This window comes from Trinickia sp., assembly GCF_051953405.1.
GTDB lineage: Bacteria > Pseudomonadota > Gammaproteobacteria > Burkholderiales > Burkholderiaceae > Trinickia.
This window is the reverse complement of record NZ_JBQCIV010000033.1, coordinates 1-18,094: the sequence shown is the minus strand read 5'-3', so window position 1 is coordinate 18,094 and position 18,094 is coordinate 1. Positions and strand designations below refer to the sequence as shown.

Below are 18,094 nucleotides of genomic sequence, written 5' to 3'. Positions count from 1 at the left end.
CATCGCCGTCGGCTACCGCTACGACGCTCGCGCACGCGGCTTCCGTTCCGGACAGCGCATCGCGTTCGGGGCCGGCGAGCGCTGCAACGGCTGCCGTAGCGGGACCTTCGGGCGGGTCGGACACGCCGGCGGCCGGCGCCCCGGCGATCGATGCCGATTCGGCCGATCTCGTGAAGCGCGGCGAATATCTGGCCCGCGCCGGCGATTGCATCGCCTGCCACACGGCCGACAAGAGCCGGCCGTACGCGGGCGGCGTGCCGATCGGCACACCGTTCGGCACGCTCTATACACCGAACATCACGCCCGATCCCGAGACGGGTATCGGCCGCTGGACCGACGCCGACTTCCTGCGCGCCATGCAGCAAGGCATCGGCAAAGGCGGTCAGCATTTGTATCCTGCCTTTCCTTACGCGGAATACACGCGCGTGACCGAACGCGACGTGTTGGCGATTCGCGCTTACTTGAACACGTTGACGCAGATTCGCTATACGCCGCCGCGCAACGAGTTGAGCTTTCCGTTCAACCAGCGCTGGTTGATGTTTTTCTGGAATCTATTCAATTTCCACGAAGGCCGCTTCGTGCCCGATCCGAAGCAAAGCCCGCAATGGAATCGCGGCGCTTACCTCGTCGAGGGCCTGGCGCACTGCGAGGAATGCCATACGCCGCGCAACGTCATGCAGGGGCTCAAATCGAGCGATCGCTTCTCGGGCGAAGTCCAAGCAGGGTGGCGCGCATTCAATATCACCCCTGACAAAGCAGGCGGGATCGGCAATTGGAGCGACGACGAGATCGTGCGTTACCTCGCCACGGGCGCCGTGGCTGGGCGAGCGAACGCGGCGGGGCCGATGGCCGAGGTGGTGGCGGACAGCACGCAATATTTGACGCCCGACGATCTGCGCTCGATCGCCGTCTATCTGCGCTCGGTGCCGCCGGTCGCGGGCGGACAAACCCGTCCGCGCGATCAGTGGGGCCGCCCCGCGGACGACGTGAAAGGCTTGCGCGGTAGCCGGATCACGGGCGTCGACGGCGCACAACTGTTCGTGGCGAACTGCGCAAGCTGCCATAGCTGGACGGGGCAAGGCATCGGCGCATCGGCGCCGCTCGCGTACCCTTCGTTGATCCACAATAGTGTCGTGGGCTCGCCCGATGCCTCCAATTTGGCGATGGTGATCTTGCATGGCGTGAATCGACAGACGAAGGAGGCGGACGTGATGATGCCGGCCTTCGGCGACGAATTGACCGACGATCAAATCGCCGCAATCGCGAATTACGTGACGAATCGCTTCGGCGATCCGAAAGCGACCGTGACCGTGGACGACGTCGCGAAATTGCGCCGGCGCCAGCCGTAGCGGCGGCTCGGTCCCACGCAGCCACACCGCCTGCGCGCTAGATCGAACAAGCCGAACCCGCCGGACTATGATGCCCGTATGGACACGACAAGCGAGGCCTATCCCATCGTCTGCCGGCACGCGGCCAATACCGCGGGCCGGGATTTCGTCGTCGGCGATTTGCACGGGTGCGTCGATGCGCTGCGTTACCTGTTGCGCGAGATCGTCTTCGATCCCGCTTGCGATCGGCTGTTCTCGGTGGGCGATCTCATCGATCGCGGCAGCCAATCGGAACAAGCGCTGGCCTTGCTCGATAAGCCGTGGTTCTTTCCCGTGCTCGGCAATCACGAGGAGGCGCTCTGCCTAGTGGCGGAAGGGAGTATGCGGCGCAGCGCCTGGGACGCGCTTGGCGGCGACTGGGCTCGGTCGGTGCCCGATCGCACGCTGCGCGCGTACGCCAAACGGCTGCGCACCTTGCCGCTCGTGCGTGTCGTGGGCAGCGGCCCGCGGCGCTTCAACGTCTTGCACGCGGAGTTCTTCGGCGACGATGCCATGCTCGACGTCGGCTTCTTCCCGGAGCGCGTGCGTCAGCAGGTGCTGTGGGGCCGCGAACTCGCGCTGGGTAGCGGCATCGTCGAACGCCAGGCGGGACTATCGCCGACTTACTGCGGCCATACGCCGATGCGCGAAATCGGCCGTATCGGCGCGCAGATCTTCATCGATACGGGCGCATTCGCCGCCACGGGCAAGCTGACCGTCACCGAAGCGTTGACGTCGCGCGCGTGGTCGGTGTCGGTGGAGCAGGCGCTGCTCGAAGGGGCAAGCCAGATGTCGCTGCCGTGACCTGGCGCAAGAGCCGGGTAGCGGCCATCGGGCGCCGATGCCGCTGGCCTATCCGACCCGATTGAGTTCGAACACGCTATCGATGGCCGTCCCGTTCCAGTTGTATTCCAAGTAGGCGGCATGGTGGCAGTCGCGCAGCAGGGTCGTCTTGAAGGCGGCCAGGCATTCGCCCGACGGATCGCGCACGGACGGATAAACGATGCCCGCGGCACCTGCTTGCCGAACGCGCCGCCCGAGCGCTTGGCCGGCCGAATAGTCGATCGGAGAGAGCACGGCGGCGTCGAGCGTCGGATCGTCGCGCAGATCGACGGCTTCGCCGCGGGCGAGCACCGTATAGAGCCGCATTTGTTGGCGCAGCGGCGGCTCCTTGGTCGCGGCTAGAAACAGGGCGGCGTGATAGCGCGTTTCGGCAATCGCCGTGCGAGCCTCGCGGGCGCAATAGAAGATGCCGTAGCTGCCGTCCGAAAACCGGCTGCCGAGGGGATTCAAATGCGTGAATGCCGCCATGATCGGCCCATAGCCGGGGCCGAAGCGACGTTCGCCGGGCGGCACGAGATCGAGTTCGCCGATTTCGGTGCGCAGGCGGTCGTTCGTCATCGCTTCGAGGGCATAGAGCGCGTCGAAATCTTCTGACGATGCCACGCGATCGAACAGATTGACGGCGGGAAATCGCGTTGGGATGACGCGATAGGCCGGCGACCAATCGATACGGGCGACGCGCGTAGGAGGGAGGCGGTCTTTCGCCGTCGTCACGCCCATCCGCCCCGCATCGCGTCGAGATATTGCCGCACGGCGAGGAGATCGCCGACGTTGCCCGCCAGCATGCGCTCGAGCGCGCTGGCCCCGCCAAACGGCGGCGCGCTGTTCGGCCGCTTGATCCATGCGTCGGCCGTGGCGGGCTCGGGTAAGAGAATCTGCAATGCCTTATAGATGCCGAGCAGCAGCGAGAGGCGCTCGAGCGTATCGCGCGAGAGCCGCGCCGAGGCGGGCGCCGCTTTCCATTTGAAAAACGTCGAGCGCCCGGGCGAGCCCAACAGCACGATCTGTTCGTCGATACCGAGCCCCCAGTCTCGCGCGATGTTGAAGAACGCACGCAGGCCGGCGGCGGACATGTCCGCCATGGACGGAGCGGTGGCGGGCGCCTGCCTGCGCGCGTGCGCGGCGGACAAGCGATGGGCGGAGGCGGAGGCGGGCGGCATGATCGATCTCTATTTGAACTACAAGTCGATCTTAGTCTATTTATGGATTAATGCAAGCTGGTCGTGCCGATTCCGCAACGTCGCTCGTCAAATGGAGGCCGAGCCGTGCGACGGCTTGTGCTGGCGGCGAGGTAGAGACGACGCAGGCGGCGGATCACAAGGGACCTCGCTGCCCCTCACGTCCGCGCCGGCGCAAGGCTCAAGCGGCGAAGGCAGCAACTCGGGGACCGCGCAGGCAAAATCGGGATCTTCCTCGACGCAGCGCGGACTTTCTCGCTCGCAGGCTTTGAAGCCGCTGCGGCCGCGCGAAGCGGTGCGTAGCGCCGATCGTTCGGCGCCGCAGCCCATTGACACGCGCAAGAAAAAATCGTTGGGCGAGCGGATCAAAAGCACCGTCTCGGGACGGCAGTTCTCGGTGACCGCCTTCATTCCCGGCACCGGCGGGACCTTCCTGCAAGAGGTGGCGCCGCACAGTGCCACCTCTTACGAGCCGCTCGGGCGGCGCGATGCGCTGCTGCGCTAGCTGGGGCCACGTCAAGGGAAGCGGGCTTACCCGTTAGCTTCGGCGGGCTGCGGCGCGGAGAGTGACATTTCGGAGAGCGCATAGCTTGAGCGCGCCAGCACCTCGGGTGGTACCGGCACATGCCTGCAGGCGACGAGATCGCCGTTGCGGAACATCAGCAGGTCGCCGGGTTGGCACTTTGTCCAGGCCTCGTCGGTGAGCGGCACCGTCGCAATGACGGCGGTCTTGTCGGTTGGCTGGTTGCGCTGCGCAAAGTCCACGCACAGATCGTCGTCGACGAGTCGGGCGCTGGAGAACGGCCATTGGCGGATGACGTACGACAGCCGCGTCGAGCAATACGCGTATAGGCACTCGCCGTTCGAGAGCAGGAAGTTGAAGATGCCGCGCTTTGTGATAACCGCGGTGAGCGCTTCGATCTGGTCGAAGATCGCTTCCGGCGTAGTCGCCCTGTCCGGGCAGCGCTCGGACAGGGCGTTAAGCACCGAGCAAAAGATTGCTTCGCTGTCGGTTGATCCCACTGCCTCGAACGGTCCGGAAGCGACCGATTGGGGATCGTCGATATCACCGTTATGGGCGAACACCCATTGCCGTCCTTTGAACTCGCGCATGAACGGATGGCAGTTTTCGACCCGCGAGCTGCCTTGCGTTGCCTTCCTGATGTGTGCGATGACGTTGCGCGAGCGGATCGGATGTTCTTTTAGGAATGCCGCCATCGGCGAGGACGATGCCGGCTGGTTGTCGACGAACAGCCGCCACGATTTCTCTTCGAAGTAGGCGACGCCCCAACCGTCCACATGATGGTCCGTTACGCCGCCGCGGGCTGTGAATCCGGTAAAGGAGAAGGTGACGTCATTCGGTTCGGCGCAATTGAGGGCGAGGAGCTGACACATTTTGTTGGTGAATAGATGGGAAAGCTGCGTAGAGTCCTGCTCACACATTATCTCTTTTGTTTGCTTAATCGTAAGTAGAAAAATTTTCCATTTCTCTGCAGGCTTGGGCGGATTTTTAGTAGTTTCTTTTTCCCGTTGCCGAATACTATCAGGGCGCGTTTGGGGAGTCGCTACGCCAACTCGCGGCGACGCCAAAGACGTATTCAAAGCAATCGACGACGAGACCTTTTACCCGCCATGTCCTCATTCAAGCGTGTCAACTCGCTGGCAGCTACATGCGCTGTCGCCTTATGCATCGCCCCGGCCCTCGCCATTGCGAAGCCGCTAACCGTTTGCACCGAAGCTAGCCCGGACGGCTTCGATGTCGTGCAGTTCAATTCGCTCGTAACGACCAATGCGTCAGCGGACGTGATCTTCAATACACTCGTCTCGTACGACCCGGCGAAGAAGGTCGAGAGCGCGCTGGCTCAGAGCTGGGAAGTGAGCGGCGACGGCCTGATCTACACGTTCCGCCTTCGTCCGAACGTGCAGTTCCAGACCACCGGCTACTTCAAGCCGACGCGCCCGTTCTCGGCCGACGACGTGGTATTCACGTTTAGCCGCATGCTCGATGACGGCAACCCATGGCACAAGGTGGCCGGCTCGAGCGGCTTTCCACATGCGCAGTCGATGGGGCTCACGAAGTTGGTCAAGTCGGTCGCGAAGGTCGACGAGCACACGGTCAAGTTCACGCTCAACGAGCCGAACGCCACGTTTCTTTCGATGCTGACGATGGGCTTCGCGTCGATTTACTCGTCCGAATACGCCGACCAGCTGATGCGTGCAGGTCGGATGGGCGACCTCAACGCCAAGCCGATCGGAACCGGCCCGTACCAACTGAAGAGCTATGCGAAGGACGCCGTGATCCGTTATGACGCGAACCCGAGCTACTGGGGGCCGAAGCCGAAGTCGGACAAGCTTGTGTTCGTGATCACGCCTGATTCCACGGTGCGCGCACAGAAGGTGAAGGCGGGCGAGTGCGACATTGCACTATCGCCGAAGCCGCAGGACGTCGCCGATGCGAAGCGGAACCCGGCGCTGAAGGTCGTGGAGACGCCCGCGTTCATGACGGCATTCGTCGCGCTCAACACGCAGAAGAAGCCTTTCGACAACGAAAAGGTGCGTCAAGCGGTGAACCTCGCCTTTGACCGAGCGGCGTACCTGAAGGTCGTCTTCAACGATACGGCGACGCCGGCCGTGAATCCGTTCCCGCCCAACACCTGGGGCTACGACTCGGCGATTAAGGCATACCCGTACGATCCGGCCCAGGCGAAGAAGCTGCTTACCGAGGCCGGGCTGCCCAATGGCTTCTCGACGACCATCTGGGTGCGCCCGAACGGCAGCGTGCTCAATCCGAACCCGAAGGCGGGCGCGGAAATGCTGCAAGCCGACCTTGCGAAGATCGGCGTGAAGGCCGACGTGAAAGTGATCGAATGGGGCGAACTCATCAAGGAAGCAAAGCTTGGGCAGCACGACATGCTCTTCATGGGCTGGGCTGGCGATAACGGCGACCCCGACAACTACATGTCTCCGCTGTTCAGTTGCAATGCGGTGAAGTCGGGTATCAACTTCGCCCGCTACTGTGACGCGAAGCTCGATCAGTTGATCGTGCAAGGCCGCAGCACGACTGATCTTTCCGCTCGTATCGACGCGTACGGTGCTGCGCAAAAGATCATCCACGACAAGGCGCTGTGGATTCCGTTGGGCTATCCAACCGCTGCCGCGCTGACGCGGGCGAACGTGTCCGGCTACCGCGTGAGTCCGTTCGGCCGGCAAAACTTCGCGGATGTCTCGCTTCAATGATCGCGCCTTGACGTTGGCTGTCCGGGTAGTGCATTGCCGCCGCCCGGATGTGATCTGCACGATGTCCGCTTGTCCGGCGCCGCGGCGTTGCGCGCGGGCTCGTGACAAGTCGGACTCGGGCGCGGTAGTCGGGACCATTTCGAAGGAGAGTCGTCACATCTAACACAAATCATTCGCAATCAACAACCAATACTACTTCGTACAAGCTATGACGTGCCCCGCAAAGGTGCGTCCGATAAAAATACCTGGAAACATGATGAAGCGCCTTATCGCCCTGGCAGTCTCTCCTGCTCTTCTTTGCTGCGCCAACGCTTATGCGCAGAACTCGGTCACCCTTTACGGCATCGTCGATTCGGGCATCGCGTATGTCCACAATGCACAGGACTCGTCAGGCGCAAACCAGTCGAGCCTCGTGAAGTTCAGCAGCAACAACCTGTCCGGCAGCCGCTGGGGCATGAAGGGCACCGAAAATATCGGCAGCGGATTGTCGGCTATCTTCCAACTCGAAAACGGCTTCAATGTCGGCACAGGCGCGCTCGGTCAAGGGCAGCGTGAATTCGGCCGCAAGGCAATGGTTGGCCTCGCGGACCAGACGTGGGGCACGCTGATGTTGGGCCGGCAGTACGATGTCGTCGTCGACCTCGTCCAACCATATACCGAAGACGGCTACTTCGGCGGTATCTTCGCGAGCCCGGGCGATCTCGACAACTACGACAATAGCCTGCGCGTCAGTAACTCGATCAAGTACGTGAGTCCGACGTTCGCCGGATTTCAGTTCGAAGGTATGTATGGCCTCGGCGGCGTAGCGGGCGAGGCCGGCAACGGCCGTACGTACAGCTTCGGCGCTTCGTACGCACAGGGGCCGTTCGCGGTTGCTGCGGCGTTCTTCTACGCGAACGGCGGTAACACGACGACATCGGCGACACCGAGCGTGCGCACCTGGAGCAGCAGCTCCGACACGCTATTCAATACCGTCATCAACCAGGGTTTTGGTAGTGCAGACTCGATCCAGATTGCCCGCGTCGGCGCACAGTACAACATCGGTGCAGCGACGCTCGGCGCCGCGTATTCGAACACGCAATATGGTAGCGATTCGCTATCGGCGTTCCATAGGACGGCGAAGTTCAACAACGGTTCCGCTTACGCGAACTACCGTTTCTCGCCTGCATTGCTGGTGGGCCTAGGCTACAACTACACGTCACTCACCGGCCCGGTGAGCGCGCACTACAACCAGCTCAACCTTGGCGCAACGTATTCGATCTCGAAGCGTACCGATTTCTATGCCATGGGCGGCTACCAGAAGGCTAGCGGCACCACACTGAACTCGAAGGGAGCGATGGTAAGCGCGGACGCGTCGATCGGCTCGTTCGGCGTCAACTCCGGAACGAACTCGCAGGAAGTCGTAGTGATCGGCATGCGCCACAAGTTCTAAGCGGGTCCGCCGGTCGAACTGCCCGCGCTAGGGGCGGTACGGCCGGCGGCGTGAACGGTTGCATTGAAGCAGGCGCGGATGTGCAGGATCGTGTCCCGAGCCCCACGCTGCTTCAATTTGTGTCTCCAGGCGTACCATGGTCCAATTCCTTTTTCGACGCATCGGCATGGTGATACCGACATTCATCGGCATTACCATCCTCGCATTCGCACTCATCCACTTGATACCGGGTGACCCCATCGAATTGATGATGGGCGAGCGCGGCGTCGATCCGGCTGTGCACGCCGCCGCGCTGCACCAGCTCGGTCTCGACGAGCCGCTGCCGCTGCAGTATCTCCACTACATCGGCCGCGCGCTGCACGGCAACCTCGGCATGTCGCTCATCACCAATACGAGCGTCACGGGTGAATTCCTCGCGCGCTTCCCGGCGACCGTCGAGCTGTCGTTCTGCGCGATGATTTTCGCGCTCGTCGTCGGCTTGCCGGCCGGCGTGTTCGCGGCGCTCAAGCGCGGCACGGTGGTCGATCACGGTGTGATGGGCACTGCGCTCACCGGCTACTCGATGCCGATCTTCTGGTGGGGCTTGATCCTCATCATGTTCTTCTCGGCCGGTCTGGGCTGGACGCCGGTGTCGGGCCGCATCGCGGCCGAGTTCGACATTTCGCACGTAACTGGCTTCATGCTGATCGACGCCCTGCTCGCGCCCGACGAAGGCTCGTTCAAGTCGGCGGTGAGCCACTTGATCCTGCCGGCGATCGTGCTCGGCACGATTCCTTTGGCGGTGGTCGCGCGGATGACGCGCTCGTCGATGCTTGAAGTGCTGCGCGAGGACTACATCCGGACGGCACGTGCGAAGGGCCTCTCGCCGGTGCGCGTGGTCGTCGTGCATGCGCTGCGTAACGCTCTGATTCCGGTCGTGACCGTGATCGGGCTGCAGGTCGGTACGTTGCTTGCCGGCGCCGTGTTGACCGAGACGCTGTTCTCCTGGCCGGGTGTCGGCAAGTGGCTGATCGACGCGATCAGCCGACGCGACTATCCGGTCGTGCAAGGCGGGATTCTGATGATCGCGACGCTTGTGATCGTCGTGAATCTCGTCGTCGATTTGCTGTACGGTGTGCTCAACCCGCGCATTCGCCATACGAGGTAAACAAGTTATGGCAGATATCCATATCTCAGTCCCCCAAGCGGTCACGCCCTCCAGCGGCCGCACGCTTGCCCTGCGAGAATTCTGGGCCAACTTCTCGCGCAATCGCGGCGCCGTCATGGCGGGCGCGATCGTGCTCGCGTTGATTTTCGTCGCGTTCTTTGCGCCGCTGATCGCGCCGCACAGCCCGATTGAGCAACATCGGGACTACATCAAGATCCCGCCGGCATGGCTCGACGGCGGCAACTGGAAGTTTCTGCTCGGCACCGACGAAGCCGGTCGCGACATCTTGTCCCGCCTAATGTTCGGTGCGCGGATGTCGTTCTGGATCGGTTTTGTTTCCGTCGTGCTCGCCCTGATCCCGGGTATCGTGCTAGGTCTGTGCGCGGCGTTTTTCCGGTGGGCCGACACGCCGATCATGCGCGCGATGGACGTGCTGCTCGCCCTGCCGTCGCTGCTGCTCGCGGTGGCGGTGGTGGCGATCATCGGTCCCGGGCTCACGAACACGATGTTCGCAATCGCGATCGTCGCATTGCCTGGTTATGTACGTCTGACACGCGCGTCGGCGCAGGGCGAACTGCACAAGGAGTACGTAACCGCTTCTCGCGTGGCAGGTGCCGGCACGCTGCGGCTTATGTTCTCGCAGGTGTTGCCCAACTGCACGGCGCCGCTGATCGTGCAAGCAACGCTCGGTTTTTCGTCGGCGATTCTCGACGCGGCTGCGCTCGGCTTTCTCGGCCTCGGCGTGCAGCCGCCGACGGCCGAGTGGGGCGCGATGCTTGCTTCGGCGCGCGATTACATCGACAACGCGTGGTGGATCGTGACGATGCCAGGCCTCTCCATTCTGATCTCGGTGCTCGCGATCAACCTGCTCGGCGACGGGTTGCGCGACGCGCTCGACCCCAAACTAAAACGGATGGTGTGATGACGACGATCAACAATCTTCTGACCGTCCGCAACCTGCGGGTGAATTTCAGCGGCCTGCCGGCCGTCGACGGCGTCGATATCGACATCGCGCCGGGCGAGACGATCGGCATCGTCGGCGAGTCGGGCTCGGGTAAGAGTGTGACGACAATGGCGCTGATGGGCCTCATCGACGCGCCCGGCATTGTTACCGCCGATGAAGTCACGTTTGATGGCAAAGATCTGCTCAACGCTTCGGCGAAAGCGCGCCGGAAGATTATCGGCAAGGACATTGCGATGGTGTTCCAGGATGCACTCACTAGCCTGAACCCGAGCTATACCGTCGGTTATCAGATCAAGGAAGTGCTGAAGCTGCACGAAGGCTTGCGCGGCGCGGCGCTCGATCGGCGCGCGCTCGAGCTGCTCGATCAGGTGGGCATCCCCGACGCCAAGAGCCGCATTACGGCGTTTCCGCATCAGCTCTCGGGCGGCATGAATCAGCGCGTGATGATCGCGATGGCCGTGGCCTGCAATCCGAAGCTGCTGATCGCGGACGAGCCGACCACGGCGCTGGACGTGACGATCCAGGCCCAGATCATGGATCTGCTCGTCAAGCTGCAGAAGGAGCGCGGCATGGCGCTTGTGCTGATCTCGCACGACTTGGCCGTCGTCTCGCAGGTGGCGCAGCGCGTGGCGGTGATGTATGCGGGCGAAGTCATCGAGACGAATCGCGTACCCGACATCTTCGCGCGGCCGCATCATCCCTATACGGAGGCGTTGCTCGCGGCGATTCCCGAGCACAATGTCGGCGCGTTGCGACTCGCCGCATTGCTGGGCATGGTGCCGGGCCGCGACGACCGTCCGGAGGGCTGCATGTTCGCGCCGCGCTGCAAGTACGCGGCGGACGATTGCATGAAGGCGCGGCCGCCGCTTGCCATGCTTGACGCGTCCGACGAACGGATGCGTGCACGTTGCATCAAGCCGCTCAACCTCGATGCAAATTCGTCGAGCCGGACGCATCATTTGCACGCTTCGCCCCCCTCCTCGCTTGGAGTCGCATCATGAACGCAGTCCCTCAAACGATTCGAGCACCGCAAGCGCCCCGGACGCATCAGGCGCCTCGCGCTCAGCATGGCAACGATCTCGTACTCGTCGCCGACCAGTTGGCGAAGCACTACCCAGTCCGGCGCGGGATGTTCGGGCAGGGAACCGTCAAGGCGCTCAACGGCGTCTCGTTTTCGCTCGCGCGCGGTAAGACGCTTGCGGTGGTGGGCGAGTCGGGTTGCGGCAAGTCGACCCTGGCCCGCCAGCTTACGCTAATCGATCCGCTCACGTCAGGTCGTCTGGTCGTCGACGGCATCGATGTCGGGAGCGCCGACAAGACCAAGATCGGCAGGCTGCGCCGCAGTGTTCAGATGGTGTTTCAGAACCCGTTCGCGTCGCTCAATCCGCGTAAGACCGTCGAGCAGACACTCAACGAGCCGCTTGTGATCAACACGAGCCTGGGGACGGCTGAACGCGCCGAGCGCATCGCGCAGATGATGCGCACGGTCGGCCTGCGGCCCGAGCACGCGAAGCGCTATCCGCACATGTTTTCGGGTGGCCAGCGCCAGCGCGTGGCAATTGCGCGCGCGATGATCCTCGATCCGCAGATCGTCGTTGCGGACGAACCGGTCTCCGCGCTCGACGTGTCGATCCAAGCGCAGATCCTGAACCTATTCATGGACCTGCAGGATCAGTTCAAGACGAGCTACGTGTTCATCTCGCACAACTTGTCCGTGGTGGAGCACGTCGCCGACGACGTGATGGTGATGTACTTCGGTAGTGTCGCCGAGTTCGGCGACAAGAAAACGATCTTCGCGAGGCCGTGGCATCCGTACACGCGCGCTCTGATGTCGGCGACGCCGGCGATCTTCGAGTCGGACCGGCGCATTCAGATCAAGCTGCAAGGCGAGCTGCCGTCGCCGCTCAATCCGCCGTCGGGATGCACGTTTCATCAGCGTTGCCCGTATGCGATCGACCGGTGCCGCGAAGAGGTACCGCAGTTGCGCGAAGCGGAAGGACGGCAGGTAGCGTGCCACCGCGCCGCGGAGATAGAGGAGATGGATACCTGAAGAGACCCTCCCGCAGCAGCGCGGGAGGCGTAGCGCGTTTAAGACCGGCTTGCTTTCCTGCGCAGCGGGTGCGATGTCGGCCGGCACACTACAAGTGAATAGTCTTCACCAGCATTGCAAGCGACACGCAAAGCAGAACAATCGCGAACAGCACCTGCACCTGCTTCGCGTCGAGGTGATGCGAGACCGTTCTGCCCGTAACCATTCCCGCGGCCGTGCTGACCGCAAACCACAGAACGAACTGGGTGGGCAGCACGGTGCCTCGCAGCAACATGAGCGCAACTCCGCCGCCACCGACGAGCGCAATAACCATCAACGAAGTGGCCACAATGCCGTGCATCGCGAGATTGGTCAACTTGCGTAGCAGCGGAACGATGATAAAGCCGCCGCCGACTCCGAGCAGACCAGTCACCAGGCCGGTCACCGCACCGGTTCCGAGCAGACAAATCCAGGTTGTTAGCGACCAGATGAATCGACCGGTATGCGCATCGACGCGAGCGATAAAGGAGGACGAGCCGCGGTCCGCTGTGCGGCGTGGAGCATACGCCTCGCGCAACAGACGAGCGGCCACGAACAACATCACGCAACAGAATCCGAGCGTCAGACTGCGCTGCGAGAGATGCTTTGCGATGTGTTCGCCCACCGCCGTCATGGGGATCCCGGCAATAGCCATGGCCAAGGCTGCCCGGTAACGCGTGAGACGCTTGCGGAAAGCGTCGATCGCACCAATCGCGGCACTGCCGGAAATGGCGATCAGGGCGACGGGTGCCGCAAGCTGCATCGGCCAGCCCATGCCCGCGACCAGTGCCGGTACCGCCAGAATGCCGCCGCCTGCGCCTGTCAACCCGAGGATTGCGCCAATAGCAGCGCCGAGCAATAGCGAGAGGACCATGCGTTCACTTGCCAGCCTGGTCTGCTGCTTGCTTCGACATCGTGTAGATCATCGCGGACCGCGTGCCCGTCCGGCAGTAGGCGAGCGCAGGCTTGGGCACGCTTTCGAGCAGCTTGCGGAATTGATCGACGTCGTCAGGCGAAGGCCGGCCGCTTTGAACTGGAAGGTAATGCACGACCAACCCTGCCTCGCGGGCTACCTCTTCGATTTCCCGGAAAGTCGGCTGATCCGGCGTCTCGAAATCGGGACGGTTGCAGATGACCGAATTGAAACCCTGCGCCTTGACCTCTCGCAGATCCGCCGGGGCGAGTTGAGCCGTAACCGCGAAAGTGTCGCTCAAATACTTTACATTCATTCTGAGGTTCCGTGTTGCAGGGACATGTTGATCGGAATCTTGATATAGGACACACCGTTGTCCTCGGGTTCGGGCATATGTCCTGCACGCATGTTTATCTGCACCGAAGGGAGCATCAGCGCGGGCATAGGCAACGTGGCATCTCTTGCCTGACGCATGCGAACGAAGTCGTCCTCGGCGACGCCGACGGCCAAATGAATATTCTCTTCACGCTCTTGCGCGACTGAGCATTCGTATTGCAACGGCCGTCCGCCCGGGCAGTAGTCATGGCAAATGAACAACCTTGTTTTTGGTGGAAGCGACAGCACCTTCTTTACCGACCGATAAAGCGCCCGCGCATTTCCGCCGGGAAAGTCACAACGGGCTGTCCCGTAGTCGGGCATGAAAAGCGTGTCTCCAACGAACGCGCATCCGTTTGACTCCCTGCTTACGACATAGGTGACGCATGCGGGTGTATGGCCCGGGGTGAACATTATCTCCACTTCGAGCATCCCGACCGCGATCTTCTGACCGTCTGCGAGCAGCTGATCGAATTGCGTGCCGTCCGTACAAAAACCCGGTTCTGCGTTGAAGACTCCCCTGAAAAGTTTCTGAACTTCGGTCACCCGAGCACCGATCGCAATCTTTCCGCCCACGACGCTTTTCAAATAGGGCGCGGCGGACAGATGGTCGGCATGGACATGTGTTTCGAGCAACCATTCCACGGTTGCGTCGAGGTCCCGCACTCTCGATGCGATTCGGTCGGCCGACGTCGTAGCCGTACGTCCGGTCTTCGCGTCAAAATCCAGAACCGTGTCGATCAATGCGCACGCTCTTGAAGCCTCATCAAGGAGAAGGTAGCTAACCGTGTTCGAGACTTCGTCGACGAATGCTTCCACTGAATACGAAGGTTTCATCATTCACTTCTGTTGAGATGACCTGTGATCCGGCTTCCGGCCCGGTCACTTCCAATTCCTCATTCAAGGGGCGACGACGCTGTATCGCCCGCACCGGTCGCCGGAAACGGCAGTAGCGGATCATGCATGCTCGGCTTCGGGCGTCATCGCGACTGCACCGCACTCCTCCAGTACTCGGCTGAAGCAGTCGATTGCGAAATCGACGTCCTCGTTGGACGTGAAGCGGCCCAGGCTGAGACGCACGGTCCGTTCGGCGCGCTCTTCGGTCAGACCCACTGCAGTCAGTACATGCGATGGCGTACCGGCTGCCGAGTTGCATGCAGATGTCGACGAAACGGCGAGGTGATCGGTCAGCATAAACGGGAAGAAACTAGGCAAATCGATCGTCAGGCTGATTGTGTGTGGAATGCGCGGGGCGCCGGCAGCGTTATGCGTGACGGTGCCCCGCGCAAGCAGGGCGTGGAGCAGCCGTTCGCTCAGCGCGGCGATACGCTCGCTTTCTGCGCCCATTTCTACGCGCGCGATGTCACATGCGAGCCCCATGCCGACGATCTGGTGCGTGGCCAGCGTGCCCGAGCGCAAACCCCGCTCATGGCCGCCTCCGTGCATCTGACAGGCGACCCGACCGGCTGCCAAAGGACTCACGTATAGAGCGCCTATGCCCTTCGGGCCATAGACCTTGTGGGCGGACATCGACATCAGGTCGACGCCCATTTCACGCACGTCGATCGGCGTTTTTCCGAGCGCTTGAGCGGCGTCGACATGAAGAAGCGCACCCGCGGCATGAACCAGGCGCGAGATCGCTGCGACGTCAGTCAGCGTCCCCAGCTCGTTGTTGACGAGCATGACAGAGACCAGACCCGTGTCGCCGCGCATCGCGGCAGCGACAGCGTCGGGCGTGATACAGCCATCGGAATTCGGCGAGAGATAGGACACTTGCATACCGCGCCGCTCGAGGCTGTTGGCGGTATCGAGAACGGCCTTGTGCTCGAGTCTGCTCGTGATCAGATGCGCCTCAGGCGAGAGATCGCCGAACCCCTTGAGCGCGAGGTTGTTCGATTCCGTGGCGCCCGAGGTCCAGATGATCTCGTCGGGTCGCGCGTTGATGAGGTTCGCGACCTGCTCTCTCGCACGTTCGACGAGGTCGCGTGCCTGCAGGCCGGCGGCGTGGGAACTCGATGCCGGATTGCCGAATGCGCCGGAATAGCCGAGGCAACTACACATTGCCTCGATAACCCGCGCATCCGCCGGAGTCGTCGCTGCATAGTCGAAATACTTGAAATTGTTCATTCGTCTGCCGGAGCGAGAAGGGGATCGAAAAGAGATTCGAATGGGCTAGATGCTACGCGGCGGATACTAGTATTTGCGTTTTAAATCTATGTCAAAACGACTGATTCGTGGATAAAATTTCTCCTATAACTCGGATGTTCATGAAATTTTTTGGCGTGCTGCCGTGGCGCCTAGATGCCTGGCTACCATTCTATCGACGGGGATTACCACCGATGACAACGACGATACGCAGAATCGAGGCGCGCGACGAAGCGCGGTGGCGTGAGCTGTGGGACGGCTACACGCGCTTTTACGAACGCGAGCCTTCGGAGCCGGTCACGCGCCACGCTTGGGCGCGGATTATGGATGAGCATTCGCCGGTCCATGCCATCGTCGCCGAGCGGGACGGCGAGGTGATCGGCATCGCGAACTACATCGTTCACGAGAGCACATCGCTGCTGACGCCCGTCTGCTACCTGCAGGACCTGTTCGTCGATCCGCTCGTGCGGGCGGGCGGCGTCGGACGCCAATTGATCGACTGGTTGCTCGCCGAGGCGCGCGCGCAGCGTTGGTCGCGCGTGTACTGGACGACGAAAGAAAACAACTATCGGGCGCGTGGTCTTTACGACAGCTATACGCCGCGCAGCGAGTTCGTGCAGTACCGCGTCGACCTCGGCTGAGCTTCCGCCGCCAGCCGCCGCGCTCCGTAGACCGTGTGCGGAGCGATCGGCGAAGCATGGCGCAGCTACCCCCGGGCGAGCGATTTTGCCAGTGTCCGCAGCGCATCCGCCGAGCGCGGATCGCGCACGCGCGAATACATCACGACATGCGATTGCGGCAACCGCGGCAAGCCGAACTTCTCGCCGACATCGACCACGCCAGGCGGCGCCACGCGCCGAGCGAGCGCCGACACGGCGAGCCCGGCGGACAGGGCCGCCCCGAGCGCCGCCATGCCGCCGCCGACGAACGTTTCCTCCCAGGCGATGGATGCGCGCTCGAGCACCCGAACCGCGGCGGCGCGTACGCCACACGGCCCCGAGAGCACGGCCAGCGGCAACGGCGCGTCGACTGGCGGCGTCCAATCGGCCGCGGCGAGCCAGACGAGCGGTTCGACGAACAGCGCTTCGCCATCCGGCATGCCGCCCGTATGCGCGGTGCGCGCCGCGACCTCGTCGGGCTCGTGCCGCACGATGGCGGCGTCGAGCCTTCTTTCGTCGTACTGAGCGATGAGCGCGGCCGAGGAGCCCAAGTGCATCTCGATCAGCAGGCGCGGATCGTGTCGATGCAGGCTCGCGACGAGCGGGGCGAGATCGGGCCCGGCGACGTGTTCGCTGAGCCCGACCTTGAGCCGCCGGCGCTCGGTGCCGAGCGAACCCAACGCACGGTCGTGCACTTGGAGCAGTTCGCGCGCGGCCTCCAGGAACGCGCCCCCGGCGGAGGACAAACGGACCGTGCGCGGGGTGCGTTCGAAGAGCGGTTTGCCAAGATGCGCTTCGAGCCGCTTCACCTTCAAGCTGACGGCGGACTGCGTGGTCCCGAGCAGGTCGGCCGCACGCGTGAAGCTGCGTAGATCTGCAACGTGAACGAAGGCGCGCACCGTATCGAGATCGAGCACTTTCATTTCAAACGTAAATGGGAGAAATCATGATTCATTTCTGTTCATTATGTATCGCGCGCCGTATTCTGACTACGCCCCATGAACAACACGGAGAACCGCTATGCCGCTCGCTCGTATTTCGCTCCCCGCCGGCCGTTCGGTCGAATACAAAACCGCGCTGACCGACGGCGTGCTGCGTGCGCTCGTCGAGACGTTCAACGTACCGAAGGACGACCAGTTCATGGTCCTCACCGAGCATGCCCCCGAGGACTTGATCTACAACCGCGGCTACCTCGGCATCGAGCGTAGCGACGGTTTCGTGATGATCCAACTGACAGTCAGCAACACCAGGCCGCTTGAAAAGAAGCAGGCCCTCTACCGCCGTATCGTCGAGCTGTTGGCGGAGAACCCGGGCGTCAGGAAGGAGGATGTCTTCATCAATTTGGTGGAGGTGTTGCCCGAGAACTGGTCGTTCGGCAACGGCGAGGCGCAGTACGTTGCCAAGTGAGCGGCGGGAGACCTGAAGCGCCCCCGCTTTAGCGACGAAAGGGGGTTTCAACAGTTTGTGCCAAATCTGTGCATAACTATGCTAATCTCTCCAATATGGAAAGATTGATTAGCATAGGTGAAGCTGCTTCGGTGTTGGGTGTGTCTATCACGACCCTGCGCCGCTGGGAGGCATCGGGTCGGCTGGTCGCCGAACACACGGCGGGCGGCCACCGCCGGTACGATCTTGCCAAGCTCAAGCCTGAACTGTTCCGCGCCGAAGCAGACGCGCAGCGCCGCACCGTGGCCTATGCCCGCGTCTCCAGCCACGACCAGAAGGACGATCTGGAGCGGCAGAAGCAGGTGCTCGAACTCTACTGC

Annotated in this window: 19 protein-coding genes and 1 pseudogene; 12 read left to right on the top strand and 8 right to left on the bottom strand. The window is 62.5% G+C overall.

The genetic code is table 11. From position 1 onward, the window contains the following. Positions 1 to 146 precede the first annotated feature (146 nt). Together ACTHN9_RS05645 and ACTHN9_RS05640 are read left to right on the top strand one after the other, a co-directional pair. Complete coding sequence (locus tag ACTHN9_RS05645; RefSeq protein WP_440535792.1) at positions 147 to 1,349, top strand: cytochrome c; 1,203 nt, start codon at positions 147 to 149, stop codon at positions 1,347 to 1,349. 78 nt (positions 1,350 to 1,427) lie between these two features. Next, positions 1,428 to 2,171, top strand: coding sequence for a metallophosphoesterase (locus ACTHN9_RS05640; protein ID WP_440535766.1), 744 nt, complete (start codon positions 1,428 to 1,430; stop codon positions 2,169 to 2,171). 48 nt (positions 2,172 to 2,219) lie between these two features. Here ACTHN9_RS05640 and ACTHN9_RS05635 read toward each other — a convergent pair whose 3' ends face one another. Further along, a complete protein-coding gene (locus ACTHN9_RS05635) occupies positions 2,220 to 2,930 on the bottom strand; it encodes an RES family NAD+ phosphorylase (protein WP_440535765.1) in 711 nt (236 codons plus the stop codon). Beyond that, positions 2,921 to 3,292, bottom strand: coding sequence for an MbcA/ParS/Xre antitoxin family protein (locus ACTHN9_RS05630; RefSeq protein WP_440535764.1), 372 nt, complete (start codon positions 3,290 to 3,292; stop codon positions 2,921 to 2,923). The genes ACTHN9_RS05635 and ACTHN9_RS05630 overlap by 10 nt, the downstream gene beginning before the upstream one ends. Here ACTHN9_RS05630 and ACTHN9_RS05625 point away from each other — a divergent pair. Continuing rightward, the gene (locus ACTHN9_RS05625; protein WP_440535763.1) at positions 3,282 to 3,893 is read left to right on the top strand and encodes a hypothetical protein; all 612 of its coding nucleotides are present in this window, start codon (positions 3,282 to 3,284) and stop codon (positions 3,891 to 3,893) included. The genes ACTHN9_RS05630 and ACTHN9_RS05625 overlap by 11 nt on opposite strands. Before the next feature lie 26 nt (positions 3,894 to 3,919). On the opposite strand, the gene ACTHN9_RS05620 is transcribed toward ACTHN9_RS05625, so the two are convergent. Then, positions 3,920 to 4,831: a class II glutamine amidotransferase gene (locus ACTHN9_RS05620; protein ID WP_440535762.1), complete on the bottom strand. Its 912-nt coding sequence runs from the start codon at positions 4,829 to 4,831 to the stop codon at positions 3,920 to 3,922. A gap of 189 nt (positions 4,832 to 5,020) precedes the next feature. Between ACTHN9_RS05620 and ACTHN9_RS05615 the strand changes: the two genes are divergently transcribed. The 6 genes from ACTHN9_RS05615 (at position 5,021) to ACTHN9_RS05590 (ending at position 12,218) form a co-directional block, all read left to right on the top strand. After that, positions 5,021 to 6,625: an ABC transporter substrate-binding protein gene (locus ACTHN9_RS05615; RefSeq protein ID WP_440535761.1), complete on the top strand. Its 1,605-nt coding sequence runs from the start codon at positions 5,021 to 5,023 to the stop codon at positions 6,623 to 6,625. A gap of 256 nt (positions 6,626 to 6,881) precedes the next feature. Continuing rightward, positions 6,882 to 8,057, top strand: coding sequence for a porin (locus ACTHN9_RS05610; protein WP_440535791.1), 1,176 nt, complete (start codon positions 6,882 to 6,884; stop codon positions 8,055 to 8,057). 136 nt (positions 8,058 to 8,193) lie between these two features. Then, on the top strand, positions 8,194 to 9,204 hold the full coding sequence (locus tag ACTHN9_RS05605) for an ABC transporter permease subunit (RefSeq protein ID WP_440535760.1): 1,011 nt from the start codon (positions 8,194 to 8,196) through the stop codon (positions 9,202 to 9,204). A 7-nt stretch (positions 9,205 to 9,211) separates the two neighbouring features. Further along, the gene (locus tag ACTHN9_RS05600; RefSeq protein WP_440535759.1) at positions 9,212 to 10,126 is read left to right on the top strand and encodes an ABC transporter permease subunit; all 915 of its coding nucleotides are present in this window, start codon (positions 9,212 to 9,214) and stop codon (positions 10,124 to 10,126) included. An 8-nt stretch (positions 10,127 to 10,134) separates the two neighbouring features. Continuing rightward, entirely contained in the window at positions 10,135 to 11,169 is a 1,035-nt protein-coding gene (locus ACTHN9_RS05595; protein ID WP_440535790.1) for an ABC transporter ATP-binding protein, read from the top strand. Next, the gene (locus tag ACTHN9_RS05590; protein WP_440535758.1) at positions 11,166 to 12,218 is read left to right on the top strand and encodes a peptide ABC transporter ATP-binding protein; all 1,053 of its coding nucleotides are present in this window, start codon (positions 11,166 to 11,168) and stop codon (positions 12,216 to 12,218) included. Before ACTHN9_RS05595 ends, ACTHN9_RS05590 begins: the two co-directional genes overlap by 4 nt. Positions 12,219 to 12,306: 88 nt before the next feature. Here the strand turns inward: ACTHN9_RS05590 and ACTHN9_RS05585 are convergent, their stop codons facing one another. The 4 genes and pseudogenes from ACTHN9_RS05585 to ACTHN9_RS05570 all read right to left on the bottom strand — a co-directional run. After that, on the bottom strand, positions 12,307 to 13,110 hold the full coding sequence (locus tag ACTHN9_RS05585; protein WP_440535757.1) for a sulfite exporter TauE/SafE family protein: 804 nt from the start codon (positions 13,108 to 13,110) through the stop codon (positions 12,307 to 12,309). 4 nt (positions 13,111 to 13,114) lie between these two features. After that, on the bottom strand, positions 13,115 to 13,465 hold the full coding sequence (locus ACTHN9_RS05580; RefSeq protein WP_440535756.1) for a TIGR01244 family sulfur transferase: 351 nt from the start codon (positions 13,463 to 13,465) through the stop codon (positions 13,115 to 13,117). Further along, positions 13,462 to 14,364 carry an MBL fold metallo-hydrolase gene (locus ACTHN9_RS05575; RefSeq protein WP_440535755.1) on the bottom strand — a complete coding sequence of 301 codons (903 nt, stop codon included), beginning with the start codon at positions 14,362 to 14,364 and terminating at the stop codon, positions 13,462 to 13,464. The genes ACTHN9_RS05580 and ACTHN9_RS05575 overlap by 4 nt, the downstream gene beginning before the upstream one ends. Positions 14,365 to 14,502: 138 nt before the next feature. After that, a pseudogene (locus tag ACTHN9_RS05570) lies at positions 14,503 to 15,651 on the bottom strand (cysteine desulfurase family protein); the annotation flags it as partial. A gap of 212 nt (positions 15,652 to 15,863) precedes the next feature. On the opposite strand from ACTHN9_RS05570, the gene ACTHN9_RS05565 reads away from it, so the two are divergent. Beyond that, on the top strand, positions 15,864 to 16,310 hold the full coding sequence (locus ACTHN9_RS05565; RefSeq protein WP_440535754.1) for an N-acetyltransferase family protein: 447 nt from the start codon (positions 15,864 to 15,866) through the stop codon (positions 16,308 to 16,310). A 65-nt stretch (positions 16,311 to 16,375) separates the two neighbouring features. On the opposite strand, the gene ACTHN9_RS05560 is transcribed toward ACTHN9_RS05565, so the two are convergent. Further along, positions 16,376 to 17,251, bottom strand: a complete 876-nt coding sequence (locus ACTHN9_RS05560; protein ID WP_440535753.1) for a LysR family transcriptional regulator — start codon at positions 17,249 to 17,251, stop codon at positions 16,376 to 16,378. 97 nt (positions 17,252 to 17,348) lie between these two features. On the opposite strand from ACTHN9_RS05560, the gene ACTHN9_RS05555 reads away from it, so the two are divergent. Beyond that, positions 17,349 to 17,735 (top strand): tautomerase family protein, encoded by a 387-nt coding sequence (locus ACTHN9_RS05555; RefSeq protein WP_440535752.1) that lies wholly within the window; start codon positions 17,349 to 17,351, stop codon positions 17,733 to 17,735. A gap of 95 nt (positions 17,736 to 17,830) precedes the next feature. Continuing rightward, the coding region (locus tag ACTHN9_RS05550; RefSeq protein ID WP_440535751.1) for an IS607 family transposase at positions 17,831 to 18,094 on the top strand (264 nt) is incomplete at its 3' end.

What these genes read in the sequence shown, in the direction of transcription:
- ACTHN9_RS05630 (WP_440535764.1), bottom strand. Translation starts at nt 3,292, where the DNA reads ATGGCGGACATGTCCGCCGCCGGCCTGCGTGCGTTCTTCAACATCGCG.
- ACTHN9_RS05580 (WP_440535756.1), bottom strand. Translation starts at nt 13,465, where the DNA reads ATGAATGTAAAGTATTTGAGCGACACTTTCGCGGTTACGGCTCAACTC.
- ACTHN9_RS05615 (WP_440535761.1), top strand. Translation starts at nt 5,021, where the DNA reads ATGTCCTCATTCAAGCGTGTCAACTCGCTGGCAGCTACATGCGCTGTC.
- ACTHN9_RS05620 (WP_440535762.1), bottom strand. Translation starts at nt 4,831, where the DNA reads ATGTGTGAGCAGGACTCTACGCAGCTTTCCCATCTATTCACCAACAAA.
- ACTHN9_RS05600 (WP_440535759.1), top strand. Translation starts at nt 9,212, where the DNA reads ATGGCAGATATCCATATCTCAGTCCCCCAAGCGGTCACGCCCTCCAGC.
- ACTHN9_RS05590 (WP_440535758.1), top strand. Translation starts at nt 11,166, where the DNA reads ATGAACGCAGTCCCTCAAACGATTCGAGCACCGCAAGCGCCCCGGACG.
- ACTHN9_RS05610 (WP_440535791.1), top strand. Translation starts at nt 6,882, where the DNA reads ATGAAGCGCCTTATCGCCCTGGCAGTCTCTCCTGCTCTTCTTTGCTGC.
- ACTHN9_RS05560 (WP_440535753.1), bottom strand. Translation starts at nt 17,251, where the DNA reads ATGAAAGTGCTCGATCTCGATACGGTGCGCGCCTTCGTTCACGTTGCA.
- ACTHN9_RS05565 (WP_440535754.1), top strand. Translation starts at nt 15,864, where the DNA reads ATGACAACGACGATACGCAGAATCGAGGCGCGCGACGAAGCGCGGTGG.
- ACTHN9_RS05605 (WP_440535760.1), top strand. Translation starts at nt 8,194, where the DNA reads ATGGTCCAATTCCTTTTTCGACGCATCGGCATGGTGATACCGACATTC.
- ACTHN9_RS05625 (WP_440535763.1), top strand. Translation starts at nt 3,282, where the DNA reads ATGTCCGCCATGGACGGAGCGGTGGCGGGCGCCTGCCTGCGCGCGTGC.
- ACTHN9_RS05555 (WP_440535752.1), top strand. Translation starts at nt 17,349, where the DNA reads ATGCCGCTCGCTCGTATTTCGCTCCCCGCCGGCCGTTCGGTCGAATAC.
- ACTHN9_RS05640 (WP_440535766.1), top strand. Translation starts at nt 1,428, where the DNA reads ATGGACACGACAAGCGAGGCCTATCCCATCGTCTGCCGGCACGCGGCC.
- ACTHN9_RS05635 (WP_440535765.1), bottom strand. Translation starts at nt 2,930, where the DNA reads ATGGGCGTGACGACGGCGAAAGACCGCCTCCCTCCTACGCGCGTCGCC.
- ACTHN9_RS05575 (WP_440535755.1), bottom strand. Translation starts at nt 14,364, where the DNA reads ATGATGAAACCTTCGTATTCAGTGGAAGCATTCGTCGACGAAGTCTCG.
- ACTHN9_RS05585 (WP_440535757.1), bottom strand. Translation starts at nt 13,110, where the DNA reads ATGGTCCTCTCGCTATTGCTCGGCGCTGCTATTGGCGCAATCCTCGGG.